The following is a 15,917-nucleotide window of genomic DNA, read 5'->3' as shown; positions in this document are numbered from 1 at the left end:
CTTAAAATTCTACGGTGTATGAAAGGGTTGGTAAAATGGGGAGCAGGGTTATGGCTTCGCGTTCTGCGGGATTTTCATTTAGATCGTAATTATAAAACCAGACGTTGCGTCGAGAGTAGGCATTTATGACTTGAAATTGCCATTCGGCTTCTCCCATCCCAAAAAAAGTGCCCTTTCGACTAAAACTGAAATCCAGTCGGTTATAATCGGGCAGACGCGATGCGTTAACGCGTCCCACAATGAGTTGGTCATAGTTGAGGCCCGAGGTTGGAACATCAAAAGCGGTTGTTCGACCCAGCGGCTTGGTGTAGGCTTGTCCGGTGGCATAATTAAAGCTTACTGTTGTTGACCATCGCGAGCTAATATCGTATTGCAAAACAATGTTGAGATCATGGATGCGATCGTACTTTGGTGGATAATAACGGGCCGTACCTTGATTAGAAATCGGATCGTTAAAATTGGGAAATTTTCGTCTTGTTACGCTGAAGGTGTATCCGGCAAATCCTGTTAGTCGGCCAACTTGTCGTTCAAAATAAAGTTCAGCTCCATACGCATATCCCTCCCCAAAACGGAAGATTTCATTGTAGGGTAATCCGGCTTGATCTGTTATAAAAGGATCCAGTTCAAACAAATCGTTCATCGAACGATAGTAAAGTTCCAAATCCAGACCATAGCCTTCCCACGGAATTGTTTTAGCTCCTACCACATATTGATTGCCATAAGCGGGAGGGACGCCGTCGTCGGTAGTGAGCCAGACATCAAACCCGGTGAAAGCTTCATTAGAAATCAGGGTCAAAAACTGATTGTATCGGCCATATGCTCCCTGCAAGCGGATGCGATCGATGGGACGATATTCCAGCGACATGCGGGGTTCAAGCCTCAGGTACTGTCCCTCGCTAAAACCGGCTACTCGCAATCCGGGAGTAGCAGTCCATTGGTCTGATATATCCCATTTATCCTGAATATACCACGAGCCGTACTGCGTTTGTATTCGTGAACTGAATGTATCTTCACCGTCAAAGCTGTCCTGTAATTTTAATGTTAAGTTTCCCATCCAGAAACCGGTAGAAATCTCATGATTGTCGTTGGGAAGGTATTCGATATCACCTTTGAGTGAAAAATCATAAATGTTGTTAGAGCGCTCAATGGGAGTAGAAGCAAGGTTTATAGTAGGGTAGTTAAAATATCGCGAACCCGTTACCGTAAAGTTAGAGAATACGTTGTCAGAGAAAATATGGGTCCACGTTGAGCTGAGGGTCTGGTTCCCATAATTTAGATTAATACCTGCATCGGTACTAAAGGGAAATTTTAGATTATCAGTCCCGGTATAAAAAGCCAGTGAAATTTTATTGTTTTGATTGGCATCGTAATTGACTTTACCGTTGACATCGAGAAAGTAAAAGCTGTCGGGAATGTTTTCACTTGTATTTTGTAGTATGGCAAGTACCGGTTCAAGGGTAGAGCGGCGAACAGCCAGCATGTAAGATCCTTTTTCGAAGGGTCCTTCGATGGAAGCGCGAGAAGAGAGCAGTCCTACCGAAACCGATCCCTCAAATTCATTTCTGTTTCCATCCTTATTGAATATCGTAAGTACCGATCCGAGTCTACCACCATATTTGGCCGGATAGCCCCCTTTATAGAGACGCACATCTTTAACAGCATCCGGGTTGAATGTTGAGAAAAAGCCAAAAAAGTGTGAAGGATTGTAAACAGTAGTGCGATCGAGTAAGATTAGGGTTTGGTCGGGACTTCCCCCGCGAATGTACAACCCACTGGAAAAGTCGGATGCTGCTTTTACGCCCGGCAGCAGCTGAAGGGATCGAAAGACATCAGATTGAAGCACAGAGGGTAATTCTTTGATAAGCTTGGTCTGCATTTGAGCAATACCAATATTGCGTTGTTCTTCTTTTTCACGCTCTGATTCAACGACTACTTCATCAAGTCGAACTCCTTCCGGATCAAGGTCAATATCAAGGCGTAAACTTTGTCCCGGTTCAAGGGTTATCTCCTGCTCGTACCGTTGATAACCTACGTAAGTTGCAACAATAGTATATGTTCCGGGGGCAATATCTGTTAGGGAAAAGTATCCTGAGGTGTTTGATGAGGTGCCTTTGCGACTGTCTTTCAGTGCAATATTAGCCGAAATAAGTGTTTCACCTGTTTCGGCGTCAGAAATATATCCATTAACCGAAGCAGATTGTTGTCCATAGGTAAATTGTGCTGATAGAAAAATAACCAGCACGGTCAGTAGTTTTTTCACGCCTCGATCAGCCATAGTTTATAAATAGTAATTATCATTGCATAAAGTAAGAGAAGTAAAAGATTTACCGAAAAATTGTTGTGGAATTTTTACAAAAAACGGATTCAGAGATTATTATCTTTACGGCCATTATAAATGAGCTAAATCAAAATTTCAGTTAGTATCAATACAATATGAGCAGCGAACGTTCGAATTGGATCGTCTTAAAATTTGGAGGCACCAGTGTATCATCACTGGAGAATTGGCAGAAAATTGCATCGGAAGTTCAGAAACGACGCAATGATGGTTATAAAGTATGCTTGGTGCACTCTGCTTTGAGTGGAGTTTCTAATACGCTCGAAGCAATTATCGAAGAGCCGTCAGATAAGAACATGCTCAACAAGGTAGAACAGATTAAGGAGCAGCACCTTGCTTTAGGCCAAAAACTGGATGTTGCTGCCCAAGAACTACTTTCTGATGACTTTGAGGAGTTAGAACATATTGTAAAAGGAATTGAACTGATTGGTGAAGCAAGTTACCGGGTTCAGGCGCGACTTCTGTCGATGGGAGAACTCATGGCCACTAAACTTGGCAGCGCCTATTTGCAACAAACGCTGGATGGTGTACAGTGGATGGATGCCCGGGATCAAATTAAAACGGTTGTTCGCAAAAATGCTACTGAACGGTCGCGGATTATTTCTGCGGTAAGTACAACTGATTATGATGAAGGGATTGCTGAAGCGCTGAATGAAGCAGGCCCCATTGTAGTTACACAGGGATTCATTGGCAGTGATTCAGAAAATAAAACCGTAATTTTAGGCCGCGGGGGGTCGGATGTTTCGGCCGCCTATTTTGCCGCTAAAATTGGAGCAGAACGGTTGGAGGTTTGGACGGATGTTCCGGGTATGTTTTCGGTAAATCCACATGCTGTACCTTCTGCAAGGTTATTGAATCATCTTAGTTATGAGGAGGCACAGGAGATTGCTACAAATGGGGCAAAGGTGTTGCATCCGCGGAGCATAATGCCCGCTCGAAAACACGATATTCCCATCCATGTACGCTGTACGTTGAGACCCGAGCTGTCTGGCACCATTATTTCGTCTGAAGGTTCTGATGATGAAGCAATAGTGAAAGCGATTGCCGTTCGTGATGATGTAATTCTGGTGAGTATGGAATCGCTCGGAATGTGGCAGGAGGTTGGTTTCTTGGCGGATGCTTTTGAAGTATTTAAGCATTTTGGGTTATCTATTGATTTGGTATCCACCTCCCAGTCGAACGTTACCGTTTCTCTTGATCCCGGATTGAATGAGCACTTCCAGGATATTCGCAATGAGTTTGTAGAGGATTTGGAGAATTATTGCCATGTTGAAGTTATTGAATCTGTTTCGGCGGTAAGTCTATTGGGACGTCGTATCCGTACTATTTTACATCAGTTAGGATCAGCTTTTGAGGTCTTCCAAGAGCATCAGGTTTACTTGGTCAGTCAGGCAGCAAATGATCTGAATTTTACCTTTGTAGTGGAAAGCGCGCAGGCCGATCGGTTAGTACGTCAGCTACACGAACAAGTAATTCTGCAGTCGGGTAAACAGGATTCATTTGGGCCTACTTGGTCGCAGTTAATGAAAGAAGGTGATGATGAAAAAGAAAATGGTAAGGACTGGTGGAAGGAGAAGCGTGAGCAACTGATGGAGATTATGGAGGATAACGGTTCTTCTTATGTGTATGATTTGGATACGGTTAAACGATATGCCGGGTTTATCCAAAATTTGGACGCGGTATCATTTGGACTTTACGCAATGAAAGCCAATGCGAATGATGAGATACTAAAAACATTCAGGAAGCTTGGCTTTGGCTTTGAATGTGTTTCTATCGGAGAAGTAGAAAAAGTCTTTGATTTATTCCCTGATATAGATCCCAAAAAGATACTGTTTACTCCCAATTTTGCCCCCCGATCGGAGTATGAAAAGGGGTTGGAGTTGGAAGTTAATGTGACGCTCGATAATATTTATCCCCTGCAGCAATGGCCCAATTTGTTTAAGGGAAAAGAGCTGTTTTTACGGATTGATCCCGGTCACGGCGGCGGACACCATGAGCATGTAAAAACCGGAGGCGTACAATCAAAATTTGGGATCCCCCGTTTTGAGCTTGACGAACTTAAGGAATTGGTTGAGGCACATGAGATATCTGTAAAGGGATTGCATGCCCATATCGGAAGCGGTATTAAAGATCCCCAGTCGTGGAAAGATACGGCTGTAATTCTGCATAAAGTAGCCGAACAGCTGGGCGGTGTAGATATATTAGATCTGGGTGGTGGTTTTGGAATTCAAGAAAATGAAAACCAGGCCAACTTGGATATCGAAGAGGTCGACCAATCACTGCAACAGTTTAAAGAGGCTCATCCAAATTATGATCTCTGGGTTGAGCCTGGGCGGTTTTTGGTAGCAACGGCCGGAGTATTGCTGAGTAAAGTAACCCAGCTAAAAGGGAAGGGCGAAATGCAATATGTAGGTATCGAAACAGGCATGAACTCTTTTATCAGACCCGCTCTTTACGGCGCGCGCCATACCATTGTTAATCTTTCAAAGTTAGAGCAACCTACCAATCAAACTGTGAATATTGTCGGTCCCATTTGTGAATCAGGTGATAAACTGGGTATTGATCGCTTATTCCCTAATTCGGAAGAGGGTGATGTTATTTTGATTGCTAATGCTGGAGCTTATGGGAAAGTAATGAGCTCAAATTATAATTTACGAGAGCCGGCGACAGAAAAAGTGATCAAATAAATTTTATAAGCTGGATTTAGTGACGGTAAAATAGCGTCTTGGCGGATTAGGAGCTGTTTCCCAAGCCAGTTCGCCATTATACCAGATACGCTCAGCTATTGAGCCTCGACCTTCATTGTAGCCCTGTACCCGCAGGGTATCAATATTATCACGGTGATCTTCAATTAATGTGGTTGATTTCCCATCAATAAATTCCCGATTGGGAAATACCCGAAGGGCATAGCGGTTAGTCCCTTGATCTACATAAAAAGAAGATTGGTTATCAGCGGCTTTAACACGCTCAAACTTTCCGGTCTCTTCATTTTTTTGCAGATAATAGATGTTGTAGAACTGGAAATAATCCCGTTTCAGCAAATCTTCCCCTTCTTCGTTGACATAACTGATGCTAACATCCATTATGGGAGGAGTGTTGCCAAAATCTCGATTTTCCGTAATACAGCTAACTGTGAGGAGGATAACTGCTGGTATTAGAAGGAGTAATTTTTTCATAACAATAGAAAATCCATCAAGTTAAGCCTTTAAAAAGTAGGTTATCGAACTTCTTGATAGAAATCAATCAGAAATAATAATCTCAAATTCATTGACTTTGGTACAAAATACTTTGAATTTTATACCGTTTTGATTTGTTGTATACTATGAACACAAGGAGAATAAAAAAGATTTTTTACAATTTTGTTCTTTTACTTATTGGGGGTGTAATGGATTCGACGGAGTGAGTAAAATCGCAGGCTGCATGCCGAGCTTGAGCGATGATCTCGTAAATCATCATCATGCAATTAAATGTAGTTGACAACAACTATTCTTATAGCTTAGCTGCGTAACGCAGCTTAGCCGTTCCTTCAGCTTCTTGCCTGTCAGTGCTGAATGGAGCGCCGATTATGACAGGATAGCGTAGGTTTCGCAGACTGTCGAACTTGCGTAAAACTTTAACAGTCTAGTCTGAAGTTGCCTGTTGCCGGGCGATGCTTCGGGCGAACTTTAAACGGCAACTAAGCATGTAGATGCTTGAACGATATACCATTTCGGACCGGGGTTCGATTCCCCGCACCTCCACAAAAAAAGCTTTAAAAGCCTAACCTTAACAGGGTTAGGCTTTTATTTTTTACTTTTCGAATTCCTTTGTACCCTATAGAAAATTATCAAAAAGATTTTGTAGATGAATTATCGCGTACTGGAACTTATTGCTCCACCAGGGACGGCCCAAAAAGCACGTACTTTTGTTGAAGAGAAAGAGATTTTGGGCGTATGGTCAGATAATTTGGAAGATGGGTACTCAATATTACGGATATTGCTTGATGCTAACCGTACGGAAGCTCTTTCGGATGCACTGACCGAAAAATTTTCGCATATCGAAGGATTTCGGATCATGCTCTTTGAGGTGCAAGCTACTCTACCACAACCCAATGAAAAAGAGGAGGAAGAAGCCGATGAAGAGCAAGAGGAATCCGAAGAAAAAAGCATCGGGCGAATAAGTCGTGAGGAACTTTATTCGGATGTTTCAAGCGGGAGTGAGTTAAATACTGTATTTATAGGATTGGTACTGTTATCAACGCTTGTTGCAGGGGTTGGACTTGTCCGTGATGATGTAGCTGTAATCATTGGGGCGATGGTTATTGCGCCATTGTTGGGGCCCAATGTATCTATGGCTTTATCCGTTACCCTGGGTGATCTCGATTTGGGATGGCAGTCGCTCAAAACAAATATTGCAGGACTATTGGCGTCAGTTGCTTTGGCTTTTGTGATGGGATTAATAATGCAGGTCGACTTGGATTCACAGCAGCTTATCAACAAAACAAATGTAAATTTGGGTGATATAACCATTGCACTGGCTGCAGGTAGTGCAGGAGTTCTTGCTTTTACTCGTGGTGTTCCCGCTGCAATTGTTGGCGTGATGGTGGCTGTGGCCTTACTGCCACCGTTGGTTAACGTAGGTTTGTTGCTCGGTGCGGGTTATATGAATTTAGCAATAGGATCAGTGATTCTTACCACTACTAACCTTATCTGTATCAACTTGGCTGGAATACTCACCTTTTTAGTACAGGGAATTCAGCCCCGTAGCTGGTGGGAGGTGGAAAAAGCAAAAAAGGCTACTCGTATCGCTATTGGGATATGGGTAGCGCTGTTGGTAATTCTTGCTGTTATAATTTGGTATTGGAATTTGACGCTTGATACACTTTGAGTTGCCTTACCGGTTTATCGTTGGACTCTTTAAGAAAATCGGGACCATCCACGTTTTTGTCATTATCGTATTCGGTTTCCATTTCAAACTTATCATAGAAACTGAAAGCTACATTAGCGGTTGAAAGTTCAATTTCACTATCGGCGATCGGTAGATCATGATAAAGTTGTTGATGCTGGATTTTTCTTCATTTTCACTGCTACTCGTTTTCCCGCCAGAAGTGGAATCAGAAATGCTGCAAATTATGGCAAATAACGATGTTACGAAATAAGTAGTGAAACCTGCCAAGTAAATTCATAACATTTTTTGGGATTTTTCAAATATAGTCAGTTACTGTTGGCAATACACTGAGCCCAAGAAGCATCAACTTTTTTAAGAAAATATATTAGGGGAGATTAATGGGACTAATACGATATTTGTAGTTCCGATTTGTAACAATAGGTTATGATTATACTCTTGTTAACGCAAACAGATATTAAAGAAATATTATATACCGTTGGCTTCTATGGAGACAAAAAAAGTATTAATCGTTGAAGATGAGATGATTATTGCCATGCTAATTGAACGCATGGTTACTAATATGGGGCATGAGGTCATTGAAAAAATTTCATCGGGAGAGGAGGCCATAGATAAGGCATTAGAACTCAGTCCCGATATTATTCTGATGGATATCCGCCTAAGAGGAGAAATCGATGGGATTGAAGCCATGAGTAAAATACAGGAAAAAATGGCGATTCCAGTTATTTATATATCCGGTAATTCTGATTTAGCTCATCGTGAGAAAATAGAAATGACCGAATATATCGATTTCCTATCTAAGCCAATTACCGAATCTGATTTAAGCAAATCTTTCAATATAGCATCTTGAAGAGAGTAGGAACAACTTTTTACCTGATGTAGAGTTCCAGGATGAATGCCACTTGGGTTTTGGGGTTGTCTTCCTATGAAGATGGAGTTAGGGTATAGCTCTGAATATTACTTGCCAATGGTTGTTATGACAATCCCGAAAATACTGTTATAGCAGTGATCCTGCCACAACCGGATTGGTATTTATTCATAAATACATAGCGCTTAAGGTGTTTACTGAATCCTATATTCAAAGTAGATCTTCCTATTCGATTTAGAAAAGTCGGGGAACAAAAAGTAGTTTTCTTTTTTATAATTGGTTGAATTTCAACCAATTAAATTTATTATGAGAAAATTATTACTGTTACCGCTTATTGCTTTTATATTTGCACCGATGGCTGTAGAAGCCCAAACATCATCCGATGCAACAATAAAAAACACTTTGGGCATTGGTCCACGTTTGGGATACTACAAGGCCAATGATGCTGATAATGGAAATTTTTATTTTGGTGCTCAAACCCGTGCACGTCTTGGATCGGTACTTGGTGTAGAGGGATCAGTTGAATATTATGCAGGTCAGGAGTACAACATCGGGGGACAATCTTTCGAAACGAAGTTTGTGCCGGTGACTGCCTCTGCACTCATGTTTTTGCCAGTAAGTAAGAATTTTGCTCCTTACGGTGTTGCAGGTTTAGGAGCCTACTACACCATTTATGAATTTGAAGGAGTTGTTGATGACGTCGATAATGAATTTAACTTCGGCTATCACCTCGGCTTTGGAGTAGAGCTGCCTATCAATGAAAATGCAGCTCTCAACTTCGACTATCGTTATTTGTTTCTAAATCCCAACGAGAATGAAGTGAGCACTGATAACACCAATTATAACGGGAATGTATTCACAGCCGGTCTGATGCTCTACCTATAATTTTGGTATAGCTACTTGAGTAAAGGTCCGCCTGATTGGCGGACCTTTTTTATTTAATAGAAATAATATGTCATGCTGAATTTATTTTTGCATTTTGATCTCAACTTTGAAAGCGTTTACTCTAACTTAGTTCTTTATGGAAGGTGGTTTTCCTAAGCTGTAATGATCGTAAAATTCGCTTGTAATTTTGGCTGAACATTTACAAGTTCATAGCCGTTTAAATCAGATCTAAATAACGTTCTCAAATAACAGTTATGCCGGAGATTAAACTCCCAGAAGTAGAATTAAATATCTATACACCCAAAGACCCTGTTGAGGCTCCCATTGTTGAAAACAGGATTTGTACTAAAGAAAGTAGTCCCAACTTTGTACGTCATGTGACTTTCGATATTTCCGGAACAGATTTGGAAGGCCACGTTCGTGTGGGGCAGTCCATTGGTATTTTACCCCCCGGTAAAAATGAAAAGGGACGCGATTATAAATTGCGGCTTTATTCGGTGGCATCTCCTACAAAAGGGGAGGGCGGCAAATCCCATCTGATATCAACTACCGTTAAACGAACGATCGAAGAGTTTGATAATAATGAGCTTTATCTGGGAGTTTGTTCCAATTATCTTGCAGATCTGCAACCCGGTGATAAGGTTAAAATGACCGGACCCAGCGGACGGCGTTTTCTACTGCCCGAAAATGCCACTGATTTTAATTATGTTTTTTTTGCTACAGGAACGGGTATTGCTCCCTACCGGGGAATGATTAAAGAACTTCTTGACAACGGTTTCGAAAATGAAATTGTCCTGATATTTGGCTGTGCTTATCGAACAGATTTGCTTTATGCTGATTACTTTGAATCTTTGAATGAGGAATACGATAATTTTCATTACCTACCCCACATTTCCCGTGAAGATCGACGTCCGGACGGTACCAAAAAATATGTTCAAACCTGTTTGTGGGATGAGGCCGAGTTACTTGATCCTCTTATGGAGCAGGAGAATACTTTGATGTATATTTGTGGACTTAAAGGGATGGAAAGTGGTATTTATCGGTCATTAGCTAAAAAAGGACTCACACAGTATCTGGATGTTCGTGAACCGGCATCCGGCAAAATGCCCGATGAGTGGGACGACAGAGATCTAAAAAGATACGTTAAATCTTCTGCCCGTACCTTTGTTGAAGTTTATTGATTTGGCGACCAATTGCTGTTTATCTATTGTAGGGTACTTATTTATTGTCAGTCATATTTGTAACGCCGCCGGAGACAATGTACTTCATTACATCAGAAGAATTGAAGTCAATGGGAGTGACATTTTTGGCAGGTATTAAAAACAAATTGCCGGAAAAGTTATAGGAATGTGGACAGTAAACAGCGACCATATCCTCAACCTCTTCAACTCCCAATACTCTTAAATCTTTTTGAGTTACAAATCCAATACGTTTGGCTTCCATACCTCCCAAGTCAATGATAACGGGTTTATTAAAACGCTTTTTATCACCAACAAATGCTTCGGTAAGTTCTTTGAGTGAAGTGTAGATAATTTTGATGAAAGGAACTTTTTTAAAGAATCGCTCAAAGTATGTGACAATAGGCTTGGTGATAGCTCTCGAAAAGATGTATCCAATGGCTGAAATACCAAAGAAAACAGTGATAATGCCCAATCCCGGAATGTCAATACTCAGCCATTCAAAAAGCAGATTATTAAAAAAGTTGTTCGACCAACGGATAGCGGAAAAGATGACATAGATGGTTGCTACGATTGGAAAAACAAGTAATAGCCCACGCAGAAAATTATTAATAATGGGACGCATGTTAATGTTATTTTTGATTTTAATGACAGTTAAATGAACGCAATTTATTATGGCAGACGACCCTGTGCAACAGGGGCTTTTAGTTGATTCGTTTTTAAGATGAGTTCAACACTTATTTTTGCTATTTTCAACGGTCTGAATAATATACAATTAAGGTAAATAAAACTGATGTCCCACAAGAGCTCTGCACAAATTCGCCAGGAATTTCTGGACTTTTTCAAAGAAAAAAATCATCTGATTGTTCCAAGTGCTCCGGTTGTACCCCAGAATGACCCCACTTTGTTGTTCACAAATGCAGGGATGAATCAGTTTAAGCCGATTTTTCTGGATGAACAATCTGGTTATGAAAAGGAAGGGGAAACTTGGCAGCGCGCGGTAGATAGTCAGCGGTGTATTCGTGTCAGTGGAAAGCATAACGACCTCGAGGAAGTGGGGTATGACACCTATCACCACACGCTTTTTGAAATGCTCGGTAACTGGTCGTTTGGTGATTATTTTAAGCGCGAAGCTATTCGATGGGGATGGGAGCTGCTCGTTGATGAATGGGGACTTGATCCGGATCGGCTGTATGCCACTGTTTTTGAAGGGGATGAAGACGATGGACTGCCGGTAGATCAGGAGTCTATTGAATTATGGGAAGAAGAAACGTCCATCGATCCCGATCACATCTTGAAATTTGATAAGAAGGACAACTTTTGGGAAATGGGCGAAACCGGTCCGTGCGGTCCGTGTTCCGAAGTGCATGTGGATATTCGTCCCGATGAGGAACGCAAGGAGATAGATGGGGCTGAGCTCGTGAATATGGATGACCCGCGCGTCATGGAGATTTGGAATCTCGTCTTTATTCAGTTTAATCGTCAGCCTGACGGCTCGCTCGAAAAATTACCTGCCCAGCACGTGGATACCGGCATGGGTTTTGAGCGTATTTGTGCTGTACTTCAGGGCAAAAAATCGAATTACGATACCGACCTTTTCGCTCCGCTTCTCAACAAAATTGGTGAGCTGGCAGACGTTACCTATGGTGATAAGGAAGAGATCGATATAGCAATGCGCGTGATTGCCGACCATATTCGAGCGGTAAGTTTTTCGATTGCTGATGGCGTATCGCCCGGCAATGAAGGTCGCGGATTTGTAGTTCGACGTATTTTACGGCGTGCCATCCGTTACGGCTGGGATAAGTTAGACCTGAAAAACCCGTTTTTCTTTAAACTGGTGCCAACGTTGGCGGAACAGTTTAAGGAGGTATTTCCTGTTCTTATTAACCAGCAGGATTATGTGCAGAATGTTATTCAATCCGAAGAGAAAAGTTTTTTAAATACGCTGGGACAGGGCATTGAGTTGTTCAACGAAATGGCGGAAGGCAAGGATGAGATATCCGGTGAAGATGCCTTTAAGCTGCACGATACGTACGGATTTCCCATCGACCTGACACAGCTTATGGCTCGTGAGCGCGGCGTAGAAGTCGATGTAGAAGGATTTAACAAGCGCATGAAAGAGCAGAAGGAACGTGCTCGTGCTGCGGGTAATTTCAATGTTGATCAGTCATCCTCCAAGGATTGGATTGCCGTGACCGATACCGATGACTTTGAGTTCGTAGGTTACGATTCACTGTCGGCATGGGGGAATATTAAGATGTTTCGCAAAGAAGATGACCGTGGGGTTATTATCCTCGATAGAACGCCCTTTTATGCCGAAAGCGGAGGGCAGGTTGCCGACACGGGTATCATCAGTAACGGCGATGAACACCTGCGGGTGCTGGACGTGCAAAAATCGCCGGACGGTTACATTCATGTCGTTGATAAGCTGCCTGAAGATCCCGGTGGAGAGTGGGAGGCGATGGTCAATGGCGACCGGCGTGGGGAAATTAGAAAGCACCACTCCGCTACCCACTTGGTTCATGCCGCTCTAAAGCAGGTACTGGGTGACCACATTGCGCAGAAGGGATCGCTGGTTGATGAGCAACATTTGCGGTTCGATTTTTCACATTATGAGCAGATTACAAATAAAGAACTTAATCAGATTGAAGGAATCGTTAACGAACGAATCCAGCAGAATATCCCCAAACAAGAAGATCGCAATGTGCCTATTGATGAGGCAAAAGAGCGTGGGGCTACCATGCTCTTTGGTGAGAAGTACGGGGATAAAGTACGCGTAATTTCTTTTGATCCCGATTATTCGATGGAGCTTTGTGGCGGAACGCATGTGGATGCCACCGGTGAAATTGGCTACTTCCGTTTTACCGGCGAATCATCAGCTGCGGCCGGGATCCGTCGCATCGAAGCCAAAGTGGGCAAAAGTGTGGATGAATATTTACGCCGGGAAAACGAGCTGGTGCAGAAAATTCGCTCGGAGATAGGACAGAGCCAGGATCTGGTGCGTGATATTCACCAGCTTATTGAGGAGCGTAAAGAGCTGGAGAAGGAGGTGGAGGAATTGCGCAAGCAACAAAGTGCTTCCAAGCTGGATGGGCTTATTCAAAATGCCCGGGAGCTAAATAACGGTATCAAATTGGTGTCTGGTGAAGTGCCTCATGCGGATATGGATCTGTTGAAGCAGCTGGGGTATGAATCACTCGATAAACGGAAAGAGGGAACAGTTACAGTCCTCGGTGCCAAAGATTCTGAAGAAGAAAAAGTGTATGTGATGGCGGCTGTAACTGATGATCTGATTAAAGAAAAAGAATTAAAGGCTGGTGTTCTGGTTGGTGAACTCGGACAGATGCTGGGTGGCGGTGGCGGCGGACAGCCGAACCTGGCTACCGCTGGCGGACGAAAGCCCGAAAAGCTGAAGGAATTATTTGATCAGCTTCCGGCAATAATCAACAAACATTTAGATTAACTGATTACCTGTAATCTTCCATAATTTTAGGTATATTTTCTGACCGTAAGTTGATAGAAATTTTCAATTGAAACGTTGTAACAGCTAACCTGCTGTTAAAAGATATTATGGCTAAAAAAGAAAAAAACGCAGAAAAAGTTACGTTTACCCCAAAAGGGACTGGTATCCGAACCAACGGAGAAATTGTTCGTAGTACGGAATTGCCCGATCCCACAGAAAAAAAACATAGTGATCTCGACTTATTAGACGATGACGTCGTCGATATGTTTGAGCAGATGTATTTGCAGCGCCGGTTTGAGGAGCGCGCTATGCAGATGTATCAAAAAGGGAAGTTCGGTGGATTCCTTCACCTCTATATGGGGCAGGAGGCAATTTCTACGGGAACGACTTACGCCCTGAATAATGACGATGATATTATTACGGCTTATCGCGATCATGGCTGGGGGTTGGTTCGCGGTGTGTCTCCTAAAGAAGGAATGGCTGAGCTCTATGGAAAAGTGACCGGCTGCTCGAAAGGGAAGGGCGGTTCGATGCACTTTGCCAATGTAGATGAGCATTTTTGGGGCGGATACGGAATTGTAGGCGGACATATTCCTCTTGGAGGAGGAATCGCCTTTGCCAATAAATACAAGCAAAATAACCGTGTTACTGCTTGTTTCCTTGGCGATGGAGCTGTACCACAGGGTGCCCTGCACGAAACGTTAAATATGAGTCAGAATTGGGGGTTGCCTTGCATTTATGCCGTAGAAAACAACGGGTACGCAATGGGTACGGCCGTACATCGACACTCTACCGGTGAGATTGTGGATCGCGCTGATGGGTTCAATATGAAGAAAAGAGTCATTAACGGCATGGACGTGCTCACTGTTTATGAAAATATGAAAGAAATTGCTGCCGATGTTCGAGAAAACTCAGAACCTTGGTTTGTGGAGATTCGTACCTATCGTTATCGCGGTCACTCGATGTCTGATCCGATGAAATATCGTACAAGTGATGAGCTCGAGGAATACGAAGAGCTCGATCCGGTAGCGCGTATTAAAAATTACTTGTTGGATGAAGATATTATTGATGAAGACAAGGCAGAAGAAATTGAGGATAGTGTGGAAGATACGGTGATGGAAGCGATCGATTTTGCTGAGGAGAGCGATTTCCCCGAAAAAGAAGCGCTTTACGATCACATGTTTGCTGAAGATGATTATCCTTTCCATAAATAGGATATAGAATTTAGAAAACTGCGAATTGACAATTTTTGAAATAACTATATAGAAATGGCTGAGTTACAATTCAGAGAAGCAATCCGGGCTGCAATTGATGAAGAGATGTCCCAGGATGAAGATATTTTTGTGATGGGTGAAGAAGTCGCTGAATACGACGGAGCCTATAAGGTAACCGAAGGTCTGCTCGATAAATATGGATCAAAACGTATGATTGACACACCTATTTCGGAGCTTGGTTTTGCCGGCATCGGAGTGGGTGCAGCAATGAACGGACTGCGTCCCATCGTGGAGTTTATGACCTTTAACTTTGCCGTGCTGGCTGCTGATCAGATTATTAATCATGCTTCGAAGGCGCGGTATATGACTGGCGGGCAGGTTGAGGTTCCGATCGTATTTCGGGGGCCCAATGCATCGGCGGGACAGTTGAGTGCAACGCACTCGGTTTCGTATGATTCGATGTATGCACATTTTCCCGGACTCAAAGTGATTTATACTTCTGAACCGGCTGATGCCAAAGGATTGTTGAAGTCGGCTATTCGGGATGACAACCCGGTGCTTTTTATGGAATCGGAGCAGATGTACGGCCTTAAAGGTGAAGTGCCCGAGGAAGATGATTTTACCATTCCGATCGGTAAGGCCAAGGTGAAACGTGAGGGAAGTGACGTAACGGTTGTTGCACATGGAAAGATGTATCACGTTGCTACCCAAGCGGCTGAAAAGCTGGCCAAGGAGGATGTAGATGTGGAAATTATTGATCCTCGTACGGTAAAACCACTGGACATTGAAACGATTGTGAAATCAATCCGTAAAACAAACCGCTGTGTAATTGTGGATGAAGCACATCCGTTTGGCGGGTTGGCGGCCGAGGTTGGATACTTGATTCAGCGCGAGGCGTTTGACTATCTCGATGCCCCTGTACAGCGGGTAACGCTTCCGGATACAAATGCGCCCTTTGCTAAGAATTTGTTTGATGAGTGGTTACCAAGTCCGGACCAGGTAATAGATGCAATTAATACTGTTACTTATCGTAAGTAATTTCCGAGTGTTTTTCTGAGTTAAATTCAGGATGACACTAATTTTCAAATTT

11 protein-coding genes and 1 other RNA gene are annotated in these 15,917 nt (G+C 42.8%); 9 read left to right on the top strand and 3 right to left on the bottom strand.

Features of this window, described 5'->3' with window-relative positions:
• Position 1: 1 nt before the first annotated feature.
• Positions 2 to 2,275: a TonB-dependent receptor gene (locus CK503_RS12885; RefSeq protein WP_095607240.1), complete on the bottom strand. Its 2,274-nt coding sequence runs from the start codon at positions 2,273 to 2,275 to the stop codon at positions 2 to 4.
• 158 nt (positions 2,276 to 2,433) lie between these two features.
• On the opposite strand from CK503_RS12885, the gene CK503_RS12880 reads away from it, so the two are divergent.
• Positions 2,434 to 5,022, top strand: a complete 2,589-nt coding sequence (locus CK503_RS12880; RefSeq protein ID WP_095607239.1) for a bifunctional aspartate kinase/diaminopimelate decarboxylase — start codon at positions 2,434 to 2,436, stop codon at positions 5,020 to 5,022.
• A 3-nt stretch (positions 5,023 to 5,025) separates the two neighbouring features.
• Here the strand turns inward: CK503_RS12880 and CK503_RS12875 are convergent, their stop codons facing one another.
• Positions 5,026 to 5,511 carry a hypothetical protein gene (locus CK503_RS12875; protein WP_141239934.1) on the bottom strand — a complete coding sequence of 162 codons (486 nt, stop codon included), beginning with the start codon at positions 5,509 to 5,511 and terminating at the stop codon, positions 5,026 to 5,028.
• A 200-nt stretch (positions 5,512 to 5,711) separates the two neighbouring features.
• Between CK503_RS12875 and ssrA the strand changes: the two genes are divergently transcribed.
• From ssrA to CK503_RS12850, 5 genes are all read left to right on the top strand, one after another.
• Positions 5,712 to 6,078: a transfer-messenger RNA gene (ssrA, locus tag CK503_RS12870) on the top strand.
• A 100-nt stretch (positions 6,079 to 6,178) separates the two neighbouring features.
• The gene (locus tag CK503_RS12865) at positions 6,179 to 7,201 is read left to right on the top strand and encodes a TIGR00341 family protein (RefSeq protein WP_095607237.1); all 1,023 of its coding nucleotides are present in this window, start codon (positions 6,179 to 6,181) and stop codon (positions 7,199 to 7,201) included.
• Between the two features lie 505 nt (positions 7,202 to 7,706).
• Complete coding sequence (locus tag CK503_RS12860; RefSeq protein WP_095607236.1) at positions 7,707 to 8,069, top strand: response regulator; 363 nt, start codon at positions 7,707 to 7,709, stop codon at positions 8,067 to 8,069.
• A 324-nt stretch (positions 8,070 to 8,393) separates the two neighbouring features.
• Positions 8,394 to 8,972 carry a porin family protein gene (locus CK503_RS12855; RefSeq protein WP_095607235.1) on the top strand — a complete coding sequence of 193 codons (579 nt, stop codon included), beginning with the start codon at positions 8,394 to 8,396 and terminating at the stop codon, positions 8,970 to 8,972.
• A gap of 254 nt (positions 8,973 to 9,226) precedes the next feature.
• A complete protein-coding gene (locus tag CK503_RS12850; protein ID WP_095607234.1) occupies positions 9,227 to 10,153 on the top strand; it encodes a ferredoxin reductase domain-containing protein in 927 nt (308 codons plus the stop codon).
• A gap of 37 nt (positions 10,154 to 10,190) precedes the next feature.
• On the opposite strand, the gene CK503_RS12845 is transcribed toward CK503_RS12850, so the two are convergent.
• Positions 10,191 to 10,775 carry a DUF502 domain-containing protein gene (locus tag CK503_RS12845; protein ID WP_095607233.1) on the bottom strand — a complete coding sequence of 195 codons (585 nt, stop codon included), beginning with the start codon at positions 10,773 to 10,775 and terminating at the stop codon, positions 10,191 to 10,193.
• A 168-nt stretch (positions 10,776 to 10,943) separates the two neighbouring features.
• On the opposite strand from CK503_RS12845, the gene alaS reads away from it, so the two are divergent.
• The 3 genes from alaS (at position 10,944) to CK503_RS12830 (ending at position 15,865) form a co-directional block, all read left to right on the top strand.
• A complete protein-coding gene (alaS, locus tag CK503_RS12840) occupies positions 10,944 to 13,613 on the top strand; it encodes an alanine--tRNA ligase (protein WP_095607232.1) in 2,670 nt (889 codons plus the stop codon).
• 107 nt (positions 13,614 to 13,720) lie between these two features.
• Entirely contained in the window at positions 13,721 to 14,827 is a 1,107-nt protein-coding gene (pdhA, locus tag CK503_RS12835) for a pyruvate dehydrogenase (acetyl-transferring) E1 component subunit alpha (protein ID WP_095607231.1), read from the top strand.
• A 54-nt stretch (positions 14,828 to 14,881) separates the two neighbouring features.
• A complete protein-coding gene (locus CK503_RS12830; protein WP_095607230.1) occupies positions 14,882 to 15,865 on the top strand; it encodes a pyruvate dehydrogenase complex E1 component subunit beta in 984 nt (327 codons plus the stop codon).
• Positions 15,866 to 15,917: the final 52 nt, after the last annotated feature.

Origin of the sequence: Fodinibius salipaludis, assembly GCF_002287075.1 — a bacterium.
GTDB lineage: Bacteria > Bacteroidota > Rhodothermia > Balneolales > Balneolaceae > Fodinibius > Fodinibius salipaludis.
Note: the sequence above shows the minus strand (reverse complement) of the source record. Positions and strands in the feature narration are given on the sequence as shown.

Coding starts and splice junctions, on each gene's coding strand:
- CK503_RS12885 (WP_095607240.1), bottom strand. CDS start 2,275: ATGGCTGATCGAGGCGTGAAAAAACTACTGACCGTGCTGGTTATTTTT.
- CK503_RS12880 (WP_095607239.1), top strand. CDS start 2,434: ATGAGCAGCGAACGTTCGAATTGGATCGTCTTAAAATTTGGAGGCACC.
- CK503_RS12875 (WP_141239934.1), bottom strand. CDS start 5,511: ATGAAAAAATTACTCCTTCTAATACCAGCAGTTATCCTCCTCACAGTT.
- CK503_RS12865 (WP_095607237.1), top strand. CDS start 6,179: ATGAATTATCGCGTACTGGAACTTATTGCTCCACCAGGGACGGCCCAA.
- CK503_RS12860 (WP_095607236.1), top strand. CDS start 7,707: ATGGAGACAAAAAAAGTATTAATCGTTGAAGATGAGATGATTATTGCC.
- CK503_RS12855 (WP_095607235.1), top strand. CDS start 8,394: ATGAGAAAATTATTACTGTTACCGCTTATTGCTTTTATATTTGCACCG.
- CK503_RS12850 (WP_095607234.1), top strand. CDS start 9,227: ATGCCGGAGATTAAACTCCCAGAAGTAGAATTAAATATCTATACACCC.
- CK503_RS12845 (WP_095607233.1), bottom strand. CDS start 10,775: ATGCGTCCCATTATTAATAATTTTCTGCGTGGGCTATTACTTGTTTTT.
- alaS (WP_095607232.1), top strand. CDS start 10,944: ATGTCCCACAAGAGCTCTGCACAAATTCGCCAGGAATTTCTGGACTTT.
- pdhA (WP_095607231.1), top strand. CDS start 13,721: ATGGCTAAAAAAGAAAAAAACGCAGAAAAAGTTACGTTTACCCCAAAA.
- CK503_RS12830 (WP_095607230.1), top strand. CDS start 14,882: ATGGCTGAGTTACAATTCAGAGAAGCAATCCGGGCTGCAATTGATGAA.